Raw genomic sequence first — 15,953 nt, 5'->3', positions numbered from 1 at the left:
CGGACTTCCTTAGAACTGGAGGGACTTGGTCTGGAGGTACTCGGCGAGCCCGTGCGCGCCGAGTTCCCGGCCGACCCCGGACTGCTTGTAGCCGCCGAAGGGGGCGAGGGGGTTGAACCGGCCGCCGTTGATGTCGACCTGGCCGGTGTCCATGCGGCGGGCGAAGGCGACCGCCTCGGCCTCGTCGGCGGCCCAGACGGCGCCGGCGAGGCCGTACACCGTGCCGTTGGCGATGCGCAGGGCGTCGTCCTTGTCGTCGTAGCGCAGGACGGTGAGGACCGGGCCGAAGATCTCCTCCTGGGCGATGGTCATCTCGGGGGTGACGTCGGCGAAGACGGTCGGGCTGACGAAGTAGCCGCGCTCGTGCGGGGATTCGGGTCCGCCGGCGACCAGGCGGGCGCCCTCGGCGATGCCCTGCTCGATGTAACCGCGCACCCTGGCCCGCTGCTTGGCGTTCACGACCGGGCCGATGCGGTCGCCGTACTTGGCGGCCGCGGCGGCGGCCAGCTCGACGGCCTCGTCGTACTGGTCGGTGTGGACCAGCATCCGGGTCCAGGCGCTGCACGTCTGACCGGAGTTGGACATCACGTTGGCCACGCCGACGCCCACGGCCTTGGCGAGGTCGGCGCCGGGCAGGATGACGTTGGCGGACTTGCCGCCGAGTTCGAGGGCGACCCGCTTCACGGCCGCGCCGGCCACCGCGCCGATCTGCCGGCCGACCGCCGTGGAGCCGGTGAAGGAGACCAGGTCGACGCCCGGGTGCTCGGCGAGGGCCTGGCCGGCGACCGGACCGAGGCCGGTGACCAGGTTGAACACACCGGCCGGTACGTCCGCCTCGTGGACCGCCTCGGCGAAGAGCTGGGCGGTGAGCGGGGTGTCCTCGGCCGGCTTGAGGACGATCGTGCAGCCCGCGGCGAGCGCCGGGGCGACCTTGGCGACGATCTGGTGGAGCGGGTAGTTCCAGGGGGTGATCGCGCCGACGACGCCGACGGGCTCGTGCAGCACGGTGGAGTTGCCGACCTTCTCCTCGAAGGAGTGGCCGGCGGCCAGCTCGGCGTACGAGCCGGCGACCGCGATCGGCAGGCCGACGTGCACGGTCTGCGCGAACGCGAGCGGGGCGCCCAGTTCGGCGGTGACCGTCTCGGCGATCTCGTCCTTGCGGGCCGCCAGGACGTCCCGCAGCGCGGCCAGGCGGGCGGCCCGCTCGGCCGGGGGCGTGGCCGCCCAGGCCGGGAGGGCGGCGCGCGCGGCGCGTACGGCGGTGTCGACGTCCAGGGCGCCGCCGGCCGGGACCCGGCCGATGACCTGCTCGTCGGCCGGGTTCACGACCTCGATCACGTCCTGGCTCTCGGCGGGGCGCCAGGCGCCGTCGATGTAGAGGCCGTCATGTGCCTTCATGGTGCTTCCTCCCGGCGGGTCTCCGTCGTCCGGCACACAAACTAGCGGCGATAGTTTTTATGCGCCACAGGGCCCTGCGTCACCGGACGTCGTCCCCCGGAATATCAGAAGTCGACCTGCGCCCTTTCGTCCACCCTGCCCACGGACTCCTGGCCGAATACCTTCTCGTAGGCCCGCCGGATCTCCTCGATGCTCCGGTCGCTCGCCTCGGCCCGCCCCTCCGGATACAGCAGGATCAGCTCGTACGACCGCTCCTTCTCGATCGTGCCGCTCGCGTCCCGCCACTGCCCGCGCCCGCTCTGCACGGTGAGCCCGTCCGGGAAGTCCGGCGTCACCTCCCGGTCGACGAACGCCATGAACTGCCGGTCGGTGACGGCCGGGCCGCCGTCCGGGCGCGCGGTGCCGAAGAACAGCCGGGTCTCGATGTACGGCTCTCCGCGCCGGTGTGCGGAGGAGTCGGCGGTGGCGCGCGTGTGCGCCGAGTGAGCCGGGGCGAGCGCGTGCGCGGAGTCGGCCGGGGCGAGCGTGTGCGCGGGGGTGTGCGCGGGCGCGGCGAGGGTGGCGTACGCGGTGGGGGCGGCGGCCAGCAGCAGACCGGCCGCCGTGAGGGCGATCCGGGTGGGGGTGAGGTGATGGCGCATGCCCCATCCCTAGTGGGCTCACTCGTCCAGGTCCGGAAGCCGCGCCGGGGACGGGCAGATGCGGTCGCCGTGCTGGTCGAAGACGAACAGGTGGGCGAGGTCGACGAGGAGGGGCACCTGCATGCCGTGGTGCAGCCGGATGTCGGGGGTGGTCCGGACGACCAGGTCGCCGGGGAGCCGGCCCTCCGGCGGCGCCGGATCGGGCCGGTCGTCGGCCGGGCGGTCCAGCACCACCACCGGCCCGGCGCGCAGCGCCCCGGCCCGCTCCCGCAGCCGGTCCAGCACGCCCGGCGCCTCCCGGCGGCGCCGGCGCGCGGGCCGGGCTGCCGGGCGCGGGGCCTCCAGTTCGGGTACGACGGCGGGCCGGGAACCGGTGTTGAAGTGGACGAGGGTCTCGTGCCCCTGGAACTCCACGTGCTCCACCAGCCCGGTCAGCGGCACCTCGCCGGGCCGGGCCGCGCTGTGCTTGGCGATGCGCACCGCCTCCGAGCGCAGCCCCATGATCACCTCGCAGCCCTGCTGCACACGGAGCAACTGGTGGTCCAGGGAGAGGGGTTCGGGCAGCCGCAGGTACTGCTTGCCGAGGCTGATGGTCATGGCGCCGTCCAGCGGGGCGCGGACCAGGCCGCGCAGCAGGTTGATGCGCGGGGTGCCGATGAAGGCGGCGACGAAGACGTTGCGGGGCAGCGCGTACACCTCACGCGGGGCGCCGACCTGCTGGAGCACCCCGCCGCGCAGCACGGCGACCCGGTCCCCGAGGGACATGGCCTCGGCCTGGTCGTGGGTGACGTACACCGTGGTGACGCCCAACTCCCGGGTCAGCTGGGATATCTCGGCCCGTAGATGGTTGCGGAGCTTGGCGTCGAGGTTGGACAGCGGCTCGTCCATCAGGAACGCGGACGGGTGGCGGGCGATCGCCCGGCCCATGGCCACCCGCTGACGTTCACCGCCGGAGAGCTGGCCGGGAAAGCGGTCGAGCAGGTCCTCGATGCCGAGCATGCGGGCGGTGGCGTCCACTCGTGGGCGGGGGTCGGCGCCGGGGGCCTCGATGCGCAGCGGGAAGCCGATGTTGTCGCGGCTGGTCATGCTCGGGTACAGGGCGAAGTTCTGGAAGACCATCGCGATGTCCCGATCCGACGGCTGCCAGTCGTTGGCGTACTCGCCGTCCAGGTGCAGTTCGCCCTCGTCGATGTCCTCCAGCCCCGCGATCATCCGCAGCACGGTGGACTTTCCGCAGCCGGACGGGCCCAGCAGGACCAGGAACTCGCCGGGCGCGATGTCCAGCGAGAGGTGTTCCACCACGCGGGGGCCCCGCGCGTAGGACTTGCTCACGTCGTGCAGCGAGATGGCGCGTGTCATGACTGTCGCCCCCGGGGGCTGTCCGGAGCGCGGCCGCTCCGTGGGTCCGAAGGCCCCGTGCGGGTCGTACGGGGCCTGTGGGTCACGGAAGTTAACGGAATGTGCCCGGGGTGGGGAAGACACGTGACGACGCCGGCCGCGGTGGGGCGGGGCGGCTCAATGGCCGCCGGGCTTCGCGCCCGGCGCCCGCACGCTCGTGAGGTGGGCGAAGACGACCACGTTGCCGGCGTAACCGGTCCGGCGGTGGTAGGTGCCGCCGCAGGTGATGAGGCGCAGTTCGGGGCGGCCCCGGTCGCCGTAGACCTCGCGGTCGGGGAAGTGCGACTTCTCGAAGGTGCGGACCGTGTCCACGGTGTAGACGGCGGTACGGCCGTCCGCGCGCCGCACCTCGATCCGGTGCCCGGGGGCCAGCTGGGACAGACCCGCGAAGACGGCCGGCCTGGTGTCCGTGTCCAGGTGCCCCACCGCGACGGCGGTGCCCTGCTCCCCGGGGGTTGGGCCGTCCTGGTACCAGCCCACCAGCTTCGGGTCGTCGTCCGGAGGGGCGGTCATCCGGTGGTCGGCGTCGAGCCGGAGCCCCATGACCGGGGCGTCGACCCCGAGGTAGGGGATGGCGAGGGCGGTGGCGCGGGACGGGGGGAGGGAGAGGGGAAGGGGGCGCGGGCGGGGATGGGGGTCGGGGCGGGGATGGGGCTTGGCAGCAGGGGTGTTGGTGGGGGTCGGGGTGGGGGTGGGGGCAGGTGTCGGGGAGTGGCTGGGTGCCCGGGAGTGGCTGGGTGCCGGGGTGCGGCTGGGGCCTTGGGCGCGGGTGGCGCGTGGGGCGGGGGTGGCTCGTGCGGTCGGAGTGGTGCGTGCGGCAGGGGTGGCTCGTGCGGTGGGGGTGGACGTCGCCTGTGCCGGGCTCGCCTGCCGCGCCGGCCCCTGGCCCACCGGGGAGGGCCGCCCTGACGGGGGCGGGCTCGTACGGCCGGCTTCGGGCGGCTGTTGCCCGCCGCGGGCGTCCACGCGGATGTCGGTGGCGCCGGGGTCGCCCTGGTCCTCGGCCGGACCACCCCCGCCGCCCACGCACCGAACGCCGCCGACCAGCAGCACGACGCTCAGGGCGACGGTCCGGGCCAGCCGGAAGACGCGTGTCCGGTACCACGGCCGCATGGCCGGGCCGCTCCGCCTGCTCGAGGCGACGGAGTGACGGGCAATGGCGGCACGACCAGGAGCGGCACCACGCACGCCGCCGGCAGGCCCACTGGCCACTGCGGTGCGACCGGGAGCCGTGCCACGCTCAGGGAGAGCGGCGCCATCGGCATCATCGGCACGCCGAGGAGCGGCGCCCCGCACGCGAACCGCCCCACGCACAGGCCCTGTCCCACGCACGGATGCCACCTCACGCCCGGACACCGCCCCACGCACGGAAGCCACCTCACGCACGGATGCCACCTCACGAACCGGACCCGCCCCACGCACAGGTGCCGCCCCTCGGACCCGAACCACTCCCCCGACGGGCCAGGCGGTGTCACCCGGCCCGCCCGGACCCGTCGTGGAAGGCCTGCGGTGTTGGTTACGCCGCGCCATGCGGGCGGCGGCGGAGGCGGAACCAGACCGCTCCGCCGACGGCGGCCAGACCCACGGTGGCGGCGCCGGCGACCGGGGTGAAGGCCTCGCTGCGGGCCAGGCCGCCGCCACCGGCGGGCGGGCCGCCGTTCGGGCCGCGGTGCCCGCCGTCGCGCGGGTCGCCGGGTGCGCCACTGGGGCCGCCACTCGGCGTGTTCGGGCAGTCGACCTTGAAGACCTTGTACTTGCCCGCGCCGTTGCCGCCGTCGACGGTCCAGGTCAGCTTGTACTGGCCGTCGGGCAGCAGCAGAACCGCGGTGGTGCCCACACCGGCGGTGAGCCGCAGGGCGCCGGAGAGCGTGGTGCCGCCGACCCGCGCGGGCTGCGGTTCGATCGTCCAGTGGATCCCCCGGGCGACGTCGAAGTTGAACGCGTCGAGGTAGAAGCGGCACACCTTCGGCTGCTTGAGGTGGGCGGCGGCGGCCGTGCCCACCACGTGGATCTTGACGTCTCCGTTGTCACCGGGCGCGGCGACGGCCGGTCCGCCGAGCAGGGCGGTTCCCGCGAGGGTGAGGGCCGACAGGGCGGCGGCACGACGGGACAGGGACGGGGTCGGCATCAACCACACTCCGAATCAGGTGATTTTCATACAATCTGTTTCACCTGACTCTGTTTCACTTCCCCGCGCACGGCACGGAAGCGGCGCCGCACGCCCCTCAGACATCGCCCTTCCGGCTCAACGGCGACCGAGCCCGCCGGCCCGCCCCGCCCCGCGTCTGCCCGGCCCGCTTCTCCCCGTCCGCCGCCGGCCGCCCCGGTGAGCGCAGCGCCACTCCGGACGACAGGAGCAGCAGCGCCCCCAGCATCACGAACGGCGCCGCCACCCCCGCAACCCCGGCGACCAGGCCCGCCGCGGCCGGCGCGGCGACCTGGCCGAGCCGGTTGCCGGTCAGGCGCAGGGCGAGGGCGGTCGAGCCGGCGCCCTCGGGAGCCGCCTGGACGACCGTCGTCATCGACAGCGGCTGCCCCACGCCCAGGCAGAACCCGAGGACGGTGAGCATCGTGCCCAGCGTCCACACCGGCACCGGCAGGGCGACCCCCGCGCACAGCACGGCCGCCAGGAGGCACGTCACGGTGAGCAGCGCGGGCCGGCCGAGCAGTCGTAGCAGCGGGGTCAGGACGAGACGGCAGGCGATCGTCGCGCCCGCGCGCAGGCTGAGCAGCACGCCGATCACCGCCGGTGCGATGCCCCGGTGCTCGCCGACCACGGGCAGGTACGCGGTGAGGATGTCGGTGGCGGAGAGGACGGACAGGCTGATGAGCATGCCCGCGGGTACGCCCCGGGCCCGCAGGATCCCGCCGACGGGAACCCGATCGCCCCGGCGCGCACGGGAGTTGACGGTCGTACGGTCCTCGACGCGCCACAGCGAGGTGAGCGCGACGGCCGCGCCCGCGCCCGCCACGACCAGGGCGAGGGCGCTGCTGCCCGCCATGTCGGGGCCGCCGATGAGGGCGCCCGCGGCGATCGGGCCGACGAGCTGGCCCAGGGACGCGCCGATGGTGAAGTGCCCGAAGTTGCGGTCCTGTTCGTGCGGAGCGGACTGGCGGGCCACCAGGGACTGGGCGCCGATCACGAAGCAGAGGTGGCCGAGCCCCATCACGCCGCTCCACAGGGCCATAGCCCAGAGGGAGCCGACGAGTCCGCTCAGGGCGCAGCCGCCGGAGATCAGGACCACGCCCAGCGGCAGCAGGGGCGCGCAGCGGCCGTGGTCGGTGCGGCGGCCGAGCGGTACGGCGGCGAAGAGCGGGAGCAGGGCGTACACGCCCGCGATGACACCGACGGCCCGCTCGTCGGCGCCCAGCGCGAGGGCCCGGTAGGACACGGCGGGCCGGGCCATCGACACCGCCCCCTGCGCGAAGCCGAAGGCGATGACGAGGCGGAGCAGCCAGCCGCGGTTCCCGCCGGGCCTCATGAGTACATCCTCCCTCTCGTGCTCGGACGATGCCGAACCCTCCGGTGCTCAGATGATGCCGAACAGGATTCCCGCGGCGAGCACGACCAGCGAGGTCAGCGCGGCCCACTTGACCACGAACCGGGTGTGGTCGCCGAACTCGACCTTGGCCATGCCGACCAGGACGTAGACGGCCGGGACGAGCGGGCTGGACATGTGCAGCGGCTGGCCGACGAGGGAGGCGCGGGCGATCTCCAGCGAGGAGACGCCGTGCGCCTGGCCCGCCTCGGCGAGCACCGGCAGGATGCCGAAGTAGAAGCCGTCGTTGGACATGAAGTACGTGAGCGGGATGCTCAGCACGCCGGTGACGAGGGCCATGTGCGGGCCCATGCCGTCGGGGATGTTGCCCACCAGCCATTTGGCCATGTGGTCCACCATGCCGGTGCCCTGCAGGACGCCGGTGAAGACGGCGGCGGCGAAGACCATGCCGGAGACGTTGAGCACGTTCTCGGCGTGGGCGGCGATACGGGCCTTCTGGTCGGGCATGTGCGGGAAGTTGACGGTCAGCGCGAGCGCGGCGCCGAGCAGGAACAGCACCGGGATCGGCAGCCACTCCATGATCATGGCGGTGAGCAGGGCAACCGTGAGCAGCGCGTTGAACCAGTACAGCCTGGGGCGCAGGGTCGGGCGGTTCGGGTCGAGGCCCTGGAACGCCTCGCCCTCGGGCTCCTCGGGCAGGCCGCCGCCGGCGGAGCCCCCGGTGGTGGTCCTGGTGCCGCTGCCGGCACCGGCGCCCACCAGCACCGTCTCCTGCTCGGCAGGCTCCTCCACCAGCGCCTCGTCCAGCGTCAGCACGCCGAGCCGCCTGCGCTCGCGGCGGCCGAGGACGTAGGCCAGGACGAGGACGAACAGCAGACCCACGGCCAGCGCCGGGATCATCGGCACGAAGATGTCGCTCGCGTCGAGCTTGAGCGCGGTCGCGGCGCGGGCGGTCGGGCCGCCCCAGGGCAGCGTGTTCATCACGCCGTTCGCCATGGCGGCCACGCCGGTCATCACGACCAGGGACATCTTCAGGCGCTTGTACAGCGGGTACATCGCCGAGACCGTGATCATGAAGGTGGTCGAGCCGTCGCCGTCCAGCGAGACGATCGCGGCGAGCACCGCCGTACCGACGACGATGCGCAGCGGGTCGGCCTTGCAGAACCTCAGGATCCCGCGAACGACCGGGTCGAAGAGGCCGACGTCGATCATCACGCCGAAGTAGACGATCGCGAACATGAGCATCGCCGCGGTGGGGGCGAGGCCGGTGACGCCGTCGATGACGTAGTCGCCGAGCTCGGCGCCCTTGCCGACGAACACGCAGAACAGCGCGGGAATCAGCACGAGCGCCGCGATCGGCGACATCTTCTTCAGCATGATCAGGACCAGGAAGGTCGCGATCATGGTGAAGCCGAGGATGGTCAGCATGTGTGGATACCTAACGTTCGCCCTTGAACATCCCACCTGGGGCCGGCGGTGCGATGACGTTAGGTCGGTCGGAACGGCGTTAACAAGACGTTGACGCGTGAGCAATAAGCGCGAAAGTCCAGGTCACAGCGCTGCCGCGACGTCGACGGGCACTCCGTTGAGGACGGCGTTGCCCGACAGGGGGTCGAGGAGACTGCCGTCGAGGAGCTGGTTGACGTTGACGCCGGGGGCGGCGGTCGCGTGGCCGAGGCGGGTGCCGGGACGGTCGTGGCCCCAGCCGTGCGGGAGGCTCACCACGCCCGGCCGGACGGCGTCGGTGACCTCGGCGGGCGCGGTCACCTCGCCCCCGGCGCCCTTGACGCGTACGTCCGCCCCGTCCCGTACGCCGAGCCGCTCGGCGTCGTCCGGGTGGATGTGCAGGGTGCAGCGGTTGCTGCCGCCGGTGAGGGCGGGCACGTTGTGCATCCAGCTGTTGTTGGAGCGCAGATGGCGGCGGCCGACGAGGACGAGTCCGGCGGGCCGCTCGCCGATCGCCTCCCGGAGCCTGGGCAGGTCGCCGGCGATGGGGCCGGGCAGCAGCTCGACCTTGCCGCTCGCGGTCTTCAGCGGCTGCGGCAGGCGCGGGCGCAGCGGGCCGAGGTCGATGCCGTGCGGGTGGGCGAGCAGCCGGGCCAGGGTCAGCCCCTCGGGCCGGGCGCCGAAGCCGTCGCCGTAGGGGCCGAGGCGCAGCATCATGTCGAGCCGGCGCTCGGGACCGGTGTCCCCGGTGAGCAGTGCGGCGAGTTCCTGCGGGTCACGGCCGTGGACCGGGGAGTGGGGTTCCTGGACGGCCTTGCCGAGGGTCTGGTCGATCACCATGGCGTCGACGGCGGCCGGGTCGGCGCCGTGCATGCCGGTGGCGGCCAGGAGCAGCCGGGCGTGGATCTCGGTCTCGGCCATGCGGCCGGGTTCGAGGGGGACGGCGGGGCGGGTGTACCGGACCTGGTTGCGGACGGCGAAGTTGTTGAAGGCGAAGTCGTGGTGCGGGCTCTGCGCGGGCGGGGGCGGAGGCAGGACGACGTCGGCGTGCCGGGAGGTCTCGTTGAGGTACGGGTCGACGCTGACCATGAAGTCCAGGGACTCCAGCGCCTTGTCGAGGCGATCGCCGTCCGGGGCGGACAGCACCGGGTTGGCGGCGATCACGACGAGCGCGCGGACGGGCTCGCCCTCCTCGGTCGCGGTGTCGATCTCCTCGGCGAGCGCGGACAGCGGCAACTCTCCCTTGGCCTCGGGGAGTCGCCGTACCCGGGAGTGCCAGCGGCCGAGGGCGAAGCCACGGCCGGGACCGGCCGGGCGGGGCGTCTTGTCGGTGGCGGCATGCGGGAAGAGGGCGCCGCCGGGACGGTCGAGGTTGCCGGTGAGGATGTTGAGGACGTCGACCAGCCAACTGGCCAGGGTGCCGTGCGGGACGGTGCAGCTGCCGATGCGGGCGTAGACGGCGGCGGTGGGGGCGGCGGCGAGTTCGCGGGCGAGGGTGCGGATGAGGCCGGAGTCGACGTCGCACGCCTCGGCGACGGCTTCGGGGGTGAAGTCCCGCAGCGCTTCCCGGAGTTCGGGGAGCCCCTGCACGTGCGGGGTGAGGTCCCCGAGGTCCACGAGGTGCTCCTCGAACAGCACGGTGGCCATCGCGGCGAGCAGCAGCGCGTCGGCGCCGGGCCGGATGGCGAGGTGACGGTCGGCGAGCTTCGCGGTGCGGGTGCGGCGCGGGTCCACGACGGTGAGCCGGCCGCCGCGGGCCTTGAGCGCCCTGAGCTTGCCGGGGAAGTCGGGGGCGGTGCACAGACTCCCGTTGGACTCCAGGGGGTTGGCGCCGATCAGGAGGAGGTGGTCGGTGTGGTCGAGGTCCGGTACGGGGATGGCGTGGGCGTCGCCGAAGAGCAGCCCGCTGGAGACGTGTTTGGGCATCTGGTCGACCGTGGAGGCGGTGAACACGCTCCGGGTGCGCAGGGCGCCGAGCAGCACGGGCGGGTAGAGGGCGCCGGCCATGGTGTGCACGTTGGGGTTGCCGAGGACCACGCCGACGGCGTCGGCGCCGTACCGCTCCACGACCGGGCGCAGCCCCGCGGCGACCGCGTCGAAGGCCTCCTCCCAGGTGGCCTCGCGCAGCACGCCGTCCGCCCGGACGAGGGGGGTGCGCAGCCGGTCGGGGTCGCCGTCGACGGCGCCGAAGGAGGCGCCCTTGGGGCAGATGAAGCCCTTGCTGAAGACGTCCTCGCGGTCGCCGCGGGCACCGGTGACACGGGTGCCCTCGATGGTGAGGGTCAGCCCGCAGGTGGCCTCGCACAGGGGGCAGATTCGCAGGGCGGTGCGGGACACGGTTCCTCCCGAAGGGTCGGCGGCGGCGGTGCCGGGCGAGCGCGGAGGGGCTCGGCGGTGAGCATACCGACCGGTAGGCATGGAGGGGAGCCCTCTGTCGGTCGGTTGCGCCGAGGGGAGAGTCAGTCGAGCACGCGCCCGAGATACGCCCGCAGCAGCTCCCGCGTCTCCGCGATGATCGCCGGGTCCCCGTCCGGGTCCATCCGGAAGGCCAGGTGGACGAGGGTGTCCGCGCTCTCCACGGCGACCAGGAAGACGCGGCGCAGATCCTCGTCGGGGGTGCGTCCGAGATAGCCGGAGAGCAGGGTGGTGAGCCGCTCCGCGACCCGGGTGTTGGGTTCGGCGTGCCGGGCGCCGACGGGGATCTGGTTGCCGAAGTCCACGAGGCAGAAGCCGGGCGCGGTGCGCTTCATGCTCAGGTACTCGTCCAGTACGGCGTCCATCGCGGCCCGCCAGTCCGCCCGGCCCTCGGCGGCTTGGTCCGAGCGGGAGTCACCGCCGCCCCGCGCCTCCTTCAGCCGCTCGGTGACGCGCTCGGTGTAGCGCTCCAGGTTGCGCTGGGCGAGGGCGTCGGCCATCTGCCGCTTGTTGCCGAAGAAGCGGTAGACCGAGCCGATGGGCACGCCCGCGCGCTGGGCGACGGCCCGGGTGCTCAGGCCGTCGTAGCCGACCTCGTCGAGCAGGTCGGCGCAGGCGTCGAGGATCCTCGTCAGCCGTTCGGCGCTGCGCCGCTGGACCGGCGCACGGCGGAGCGATGTCGCGTGGGGCACGGGTTTCATGATGCCTTTCCGCCGGGGTCCGGTGAACCTCGCCCCCCAGTACGGAGAAAGCCGGCCTACGCACTCACGGCCCGCCCTACGCACTCACGGCCCGGCCGTCACCGTCGCGGTGCCGGCCGAGGGAGACGCGGCCGGTGCCCCTTCGGCGGCAGAGGCGGTGATGTCGGCGGTGCTCTCGACCGGTTTGCCGTGGACGGCCCAGACCGTGCCGTCGTCGGCGTACAGACGGGCGGTCACCTGGTGGGTGCCGTGCGGGACGAGGCGGCCGGGCAGGTGGTACTCCCGCGCCCGGAGCCTGGTGACCGGCTTGCCGTCCACGAAGAGGCGGGCGAAGCCGCGTCCGACGACCGCCTTCGGCCGCGCGTCCGCGGCGGAGAAGCGGAATCGGTACAGGGTCAGCAGGACGTCCCAGCCGCCGGCCTCGTCCGGGGTCACCTCGATGCCGACCTCGGGCGCGTGCTGCTTGCCGACCTCGCGCAGATGGCGGCCGGTCCCGTCCGTGTCGTCGAGGACCTTGCCGACCGGCGAGGGCGAGATCGCGCCCCCGCGCCCGTGCGCTTCTCCACCTCCGCAGCCCGCCGCGCCGAGGGGCAGCAGGACGCAGACCGCGAGCGCGGTGAGAGCGCTGCGCGACCACGACGTCAAGGACATGCCCGCGACGGTAGAACAACGGTCAGGCAACCGAATCCCCCTGAAGTCTGGTTCTCGCCCTCCCCCGGGTGGAGGACGCGTCGCCCTCTTGCGCACGCCCCGGCTCATTCCTACGGTGATGCATAGGAATCAGGAGCGCAAGGGAGCGATCATGAGCGGGGACGCACGGAAGACCGCCGAGGGACTGTCGTATCTCTCCGGGTTCGGCAACGAACACGCCTCGGAGGCGGTGCCGGGCGCCCTGCCCGAGGGCCGCAACTCGCCGCAGCGCGCGCCGCTCGGCCTGTACGCGGAGCAGCTGAGCGGTACGGCGTTCACCGAGCCGCGGGCGCACAACCGGCGCTCCTGGCTGTACCGGATCCGCCCCTCGGCGGCGCACCCGGCGTTCACCCGCAGCGACAACGGCGGGATCCGCACGGCCCCCTTCACCGAGACGGTGCCCGACCCCAACCGGCTGCGCTGGAACCCGCTGCCCGAGCCGCCGGCGGGCACGGACTTCCTGGCGGGCCTGTGGACCCTGGGCGGCAACGGCGACGCGACCCAGCGCGCCGGCATGGCCGTGCACCTCTACCACGCGAACGCCTCCATGGAGCGGGTGTTCAGCGACGCCGACGGGGAGCTGCTGATCGTGCCGGAGCGCGGCGGGCTGCTGCTGCACACCGAGTTCGGTCTCCTTCATGTGGAACCCGCCCATGTGGCGCTGATTCCGCGTGGGGTGCGCTTCCGTGTGGAGCTGCTGGACGAGTCCGCCCGTGGTTATGTGTGCGAGAACTATGGGGCGCCCTTCCAGCTGCCCGACCTCGGCCCGATCGGCGCCAACGGCCTCGCGAACGCACGGGACTTCCGGGCGCCGGTCGCCGCGTACGAGGACGCGGAGGGCCCGGTGGAGGTGGTGAACAAGTACTGCGGCAACCTCTGGACGGCCACGTACGACCACTCGCCCCTCGACGTGGTCGCCTGGCACGGCAACCATGTGCCGTACGTCTATGACCTGCGCCGTTTCAATGTGATCGGCACCATCTCGTACGACCACCCGGACCCGTCCATCTTCACGGTCCTGACCTCCCCGTCGGACACCCCGGGCCTGGCCGGCGTCGACTTCGTGGTCTTCGCCCCGCGCTGGCTGGTCGGTGAGGACACGTTCCGGCCGCCGTACTTCCACCGGAACGTGATGAGCGAGTACATGGGCCTGATCGAGGGGGCCTACGACGCCAAGGCGGAGGGCTTCGTGCCGGGCGGCGGTTCGCTGCACAACATGATGTCGGCGCACGGCCCGGACCGGGAGACCTTCGACCGGGCGAGCGCGGCGGAGCTCAGGCCGCAGAAGATCGATGACGGCCTGGCGTTCATGTTCGAGACCCGCTGGCCGGTGACCCTCACGCCGCAGGCGGCCGGGGCGGAGCATCTCCAGCAGCGCTACGACGACGTGTGGCAGGGCCTCGAACGGCACTTCCGCGCGTTGTGACCGCTCTGCCCCCGCTGTCACCTCCATTGCACTGAACGTTCTTCAACAGGTACGGATAGCCATGTGACCTCCTTCGCTCCGGATTCGATCGTCCTGAACCGCAAGCTGCCGCTCTGGTACCAGGTGTCGCAGTCGCTGCGCGCCTCCATCCTGGGCCGCTCGCCGCAGGACCCGCTGCGCCTGCCCACCGAGGAGCAGCTGGCGGAGCACTACGGGGTCAGCGTGCTGACCATGCGGCAGGCGCTGAAGGAGCTGGAGGACGAGGGGCTGATCAGCCGGCACCGGCGGCGCGGGACGTTCATCGAACCCGGTGCCCGGCGCGGGGCCCCGGTGCGGCTGCTGGGCTCGGTGGACGCCATCGTGGCCCAGCAGTCCGGCATGACGACCGAGCTGCTGGACCACGGCAGTGCGCCGGTGCCGGCCGAACTCGCCGAGTACTTCCCGGATCTCACGGAGGTGGCGACCTATCACCGGCTGCGCGGCGACGAGAAGACCGGCGAGCCGACCAACCACGCCGTCAACCACGTCCGTCCCGAACTGGCCGCGCGCGTCGACCCGGCGGACCTGATCCGCTGGCCGATGACCAAGGTGCTGCGGGACGTCGTGGGTGCGGACATCAGCCGCATCACGGACACCGTGGAGGCCCGGCTCGCCGACCCGGAGACCGCCCGTCTGCTCCAAGTGCCGCTGCTCAGCCCGATCCTGCACTACACGGGCATCACGTACGACGCGGCGGGCCGGGTGCTGGACGTGGCGGTCATCCACTACCGCGGCGACCGCTTCTCCTTCACGGTGACCCTGGACGCCACCTGACCCTCTCCCACGCCCAGGCCGTACGATGCCCAGCGTGACGCACGACGACGCTCCGCCGCTGGCGGACCTCATGCCGTGGTCCGTCGCACCGCTGCGGCCGGGCCGCGTCTGGCCGACGGCACCCGACCCGGCATCCCTGAAGGCCCGCTGGGAGGCCCTGCTGAAGGCCGAAGGGCCCGACCGGGAGGCCCTGTTCGAGCCGACCCGCTCCCGCACGCTGCACTCGGCGGTGGGCCAGCTGCCCGGCCAGGCGACCGGCACCGAGCGGCTGGCGCGCGCCGAGGGCCCGTGCGCGCAGCCGGTACGGGTGCTGGCGGCGCCCTTCGACGAGCAGTGGCTGATCCCGGACCACCGGCTGATCGACACGGCCCGCCCGGAGCTGTGGCGGGTGGCGGACGAGCGGCAGGTGTTCGTGGTGGAGACGGGCGCCGAGGCCGCCCCCGAGGACACCCCCCTCCTCGCGACCGCCCACCTGCCCACCCTCCGCATGGGCCGCATCCGCCCCCTGTACCGCCGCCCGGGCGGCACCGAACCCAACCTGGCCCCGGGCCTGCTGGACCACCTGGGCGCCCGGCTCGGCGAACGCCCCACCCCGTTGGACGTCCTGGCCTGGATCCTCGCCGTGGTCCGCCCCGACCTCACGGTCCCGCTCACCGAGGACGCCGACGTGTGGCACCGGGGCGTGGAGTCGGGCCGCCGCATGCTGTGGCTGATGCGCCGCGACGGCGAGCGCCCCAAGCTGCCGGGCGGCCGCCGCCCCTACGTCCGCGCACCCCTGCCCACGCGGCCCCTCACCCTCCACTACGACCGCGACGAGGAGACCCTCCACCTGGACGAGGGCCGCATCTCCCCCGTCCCACCTGAGGCCTGGGACTACGAAGTGGCCGGCGTCCGCGTCCTGGAAGCCTGGTTCACCGCCCGCACGTCCCCGGCCACCCCCGGCTCCCTCGCCGCGATACGCCCTCCGGCCTGGCCCCAGCCCTGGACGTCGGAGCTGCTGGAACTGATCACCGTCCTCGCCCTGCTGGCCGACCTCCGCCCCCAGCGCGCCGACTTCAAAATCACCTCACCCCTCACCACGGCCGACCTCCACAACGCGGGCATCCTCCCTGCACCCCCTCCCTCCCGCCGCCCCGCCTCCGTCCTGGACCACCAGGAAGAGGGCCCGGAAGGCCAGTTCGCCCTCCTCTAGCCATGCCGGCGCAGGCCGGCCTCCAACCGCGCGATGTCCTCGGCGTCCTTGGCCCGGCGCGGCCGTGAGGGATCCCAGACGGGCATCATCCGCTTGATCTCGATCTGTGCCTGTGGGCTGACGACGGGCACCGCCAGCCCACCTATGCGCCCCGTCGCGGCATCGAGCAGCCCCTCGGGCCAGGGCGTCCCGGCCCAGGGCCCACCCGCGCCCTCGGCTAGCAGGGCGAGTTGGCGCTCCGCGCGCTCGTGGTTCAGGCCGCCGGAGTACCGCATCAGCCCACCCTTCCCTCGGGCTCGGTGCCGCACTGCTGACAAAACCGCCGGTCAGAGG

General features: G+C 73.2%; 13 protein-coding genes and 1 pseudogene. 3 read left to right on the top strand and 11 right to left on the bottom strand.

The genetic code is table 11. The annotated features are described in order from the left end of the window. Window positions 1–9: 9 nt before the first annotated feature. The 10 genes and pseudogenes from ABZ865_RS37135 to ABZ865_RS37090 form a co-directional block, all read right to left on the bottom strand. The gene (locus ABZ865_RS37135; protein WP_361240250.1) at window positions 10–1,398 is read right to left on the bottom strand and encodes an aldehyde dehydrogenase family protein; all 1,389 of its coding nucleotides are present in this window, start codon (window positions 1,396–1,398) and stop codon (window positions 10–12) included. A 104-nt stretch (window positions 1,399–1,502) separates the two neighbouring features. Next, window positions 1,503–2,039 carry a DUF3574 domain-containing protein gene (locus ABZ865_RS37130; RefSeq protein WP_361240248.1) on the bottom strand — a complete coding sequence of 179 codons (537 nt, stop codon included), beginning with the start codon at window positions 2,037–2,039 and terminating at the stop codon, window positions 1,503–1,505. 18 nt (window positions 2,040–2,057) lie between these two features. Then, the gene (locus tag ABZ865_RS37125; RefSeq protein WP_361240246.1) at window positions 2,058–3,398 is read right to left on the bottom strand and encodes an ABC transporter ATP-binding protein; all 1,341 of its coding nucleotides are present in this window, start codon (window positions 3,396–3,398) and stop codon (window positions 2,058–2,060) included. A gap of 156 nt (window positions 3,399–3,554) precedes the next feature. Continuing rightward, window positions 3,555–4,040 (bottom strand): annotated as a pseudogene (locus ABZ865_RS37120) (class F sortase); the annotation flags it as partial. A gap of 913 nt (window positions 4,041–4,953) precedes the next feature. Beyond that, window positions 4,954–5,565: a hypothetical protein gene (locus ABZ865_RS37115; protein ID WP_361240244.1), complete on the bottom strand. Its 612-nt coding sequence runs from the start codon at window positions 5,563–5,565 to the stop codon at window positions 4,954–4,956. Window positions 5,566–5,662: 97 nt separating this feature from the next. Beyond that, complete coding sequence (locus ABZ865_RS37110; RefSeq protein WP_361240242.1) at window positions 5,663–6,919, bottom strand: MFS transporter; 1,257 nt, start codon at window positions 6,917–6,919, stop codon at window positions 5,663–5,665. Window positions 6,920–6,967: 48 nt separating this feature from the next. Next, on the bottom strand, window positions 6,968–8,365 hold the full coding sequence (locus ABZ865_RS37105; RefSeq protein WP_361240239.1) for a citrate:proton symporter: 1,398 nt from the start codon (window positions 8,363–8,365) through the stop codon (window positions 6,968–6,970). Between the two features lie 123 nt (window positions 8,366–8,488). Continuing rightward, window positions 8,489–10,720, bottom strand: a complete 2,232-nt coding sequence (locus tag ABZ865_RS37100) for a molybdopterin oxidoreductase family protein (protein WP_361240237.1) — start codon at window positions 10,718–10,720, stop codon at window positions 8,489–8,491. Between the two features lie 122 nt (window positions 10,721–10,842). After that, window positions 10,843–11,499 carry a TetR/AcrR family transcriptional regulator gene (locus tag ABZ865_RS37095; RefSeq protein ID WP_361240235.1) on the bottom strand — a complete coding sequence of 219 codons (657 nt, stop codon included), beginning with the start codon at window positions 11,497–11,499 and terminating at the stop codon, window positions 10,843–10,845. Window positions 11,500–11,583: 84 nt separating this feature from the next. Continuing rightward, the gene (locus tag ABZ865_RS37090; RefSeq protein WP_361240233.1) at window positions 11,584–12,150 is read right to left on the bottom strand and encodes a hypothetical protein; all 567 of its coding nucleotides are present in this window, start codon (window positions 12,148–12,150) and stop codon (window positions 11,584–11,586) included. Between the two features lie 151 nt (window positions 12,151–12,301). On the opposite strand from ABZ865_RS37090, the gene hmgA reads away from it, so the two are divergent. The 3 genes from hmgA to ABZ865_RS37075 all read left to right on the top strand — a co-directional run bounded on the left by hmgA (window position 12,302) and on the right by ABZ865_RS37075 (window position 15,620). Continuing rightward, window positions 12,302–13,615, top strand: a complete 1,314-nt coding sequence (gene hmgA / locus ABZ865_RS37085; RefSeq protein WP_361240231.1) for a homogentisate 1,2-dioxygenase — start codon at window positions 12,302–12,304, stop codon at window positions 13,613–13,615. Window positions 13,616–13,678: 63 nt separating this feature from the next. Further along, window positions 13,679–14,428, top strand: coding sequence for a GntR family transcriptional regulator (locus ABZ865_RS37080; RefSeq protein WP_361240229.1), 750 nt, complete (start codon window positions 13,679–13,681; stop codon window positions 14,426–14,428). A gap of 25 nt (window positions 14,429–14,453) precedes the next feature. Next, window positions 14,454–15,620, top strand: coding sequence for a type ISP restriction/modification enzyme (locus ABZ865_RS37075; protein ID WP_361240227.1), 1,167 nt, complete (start codon window positions 14,454–14,456; stop codon window positions 15,618–15,620). On the opposite strand, the gene ABZ865_RS37070 is transcribed toward ABZ865_RS37075, so the two are convergent. Next, window positions 15,617–15,895, bottom strand: a complete 279-nt coding sequence (locus ABZ865_RS37070; protein WP_361240225.1) for a hypothetical protein — start codon at window positions 15,893–15,895, stop codon at window positions 15,617–15,619. The genes ABZ865_RS37075 and ABZ865_RS37070 overlap by 4 nt on opposite strands. Window positions 15,896–15,953: the final 58 nt, after the last annotated feature.

The sequence above is a fragment of the Streptomyces sp. NPDC047085 genome (assembly GCF_040643735.1).
In the GTDB taxonomy this organism is placed as follows: domain Bacteria; phylum Actinomycetota; class Actinomycetes; order Streptomycetales; family Streptomycetaceae; genus Streptomyces.
This window is presented reverse-complemented; position numbering and strand designations above follow the sequence as displayed.

Excerpts from the sequence above, each read along its gene's own strand:
- ABZ865_RS37135 (WP_361240250.1), bottom strand. The coding sequence starts at position 1,398 with ATGAAGGCACATGACGGCCTCTACATCGACGGCGCCTGGCGCCCCGCC.
- hmgA (WP_361240231.1), top strand. The coding sequence starts at position 12,302 with ATGAGCGGGGACGCACGGAAGACCGCCGAGGGACTGTCGTATCTCTCC.
- ABZ865_RS37070 (WP_361240225.1), bottom strand. The coding sequence starts at position 15,895 with ATGCGGTACTCCGGCGGCCTGAACCACGAGCGCGCGGAGCGCCAACTC.
- ABZ865_RS37075 (WP_361240227.1), top strand. The coding sequence starts at position 14,454 with ATGCCCAGCGTGACGCACGACGACGCTCCGCCGCTGGCGGACCTCATG.
- ABZ865_RS37095 (WP_361240235.1), bottom strand. The coding sequence starts at position 11,499 with ATGAAACCCGTGCCCCACGCGACATCGCTCCGCCGTGCGCCGGTCCAG.
- ABZ865_RS37090 (WP_361240233.1), bottom strand. The coding sequence starts at position 12,150 with ATGTCCTTGACGTCGTGGTCGCGCAGCGCTCTCACCGCGCTCGCGGTC.
- ABZ865_RS37110 (WP_361240242.1), bottom strand. The coding sequence starts at position 6,919 with ATGAGGCCCGGCGGGAACCGCGGCTGGCTGCTCCGCCTCGTCATCGCC.
- ABZ865_RS37125 (WP_361240246.1), bottom strand. The coding sequence starts at position 3,398 with ATGACACGCGCCATCTCGCTGCACGACGTGAGCAAGTCCTACGCGCGG.
- ABZ865_RS37130 (WP_361240248.1), bottom strand. The coding sequence starts at position 2,039 with ATGCGCCATCACCTCACCCCCACCCGGATCGCCCTCACGGCGGCCGGT.
- ABZ865_RS37105 (WP_361240239.1), bottom strand. The coding sequence starts at position 8,365 with ATGCTGACCATCCTCGGCTTCACCATGATCGCGACCTTCCTGGTCCTG.
- ABZ865_RS37115 (WP_361240244.1), bottom strand. The coding sequence starts at position 5,565 with ATGCCGACCCCGTCCCTGTCCCGTCGTGCCGCCGCCCTGTCGGCCCTC.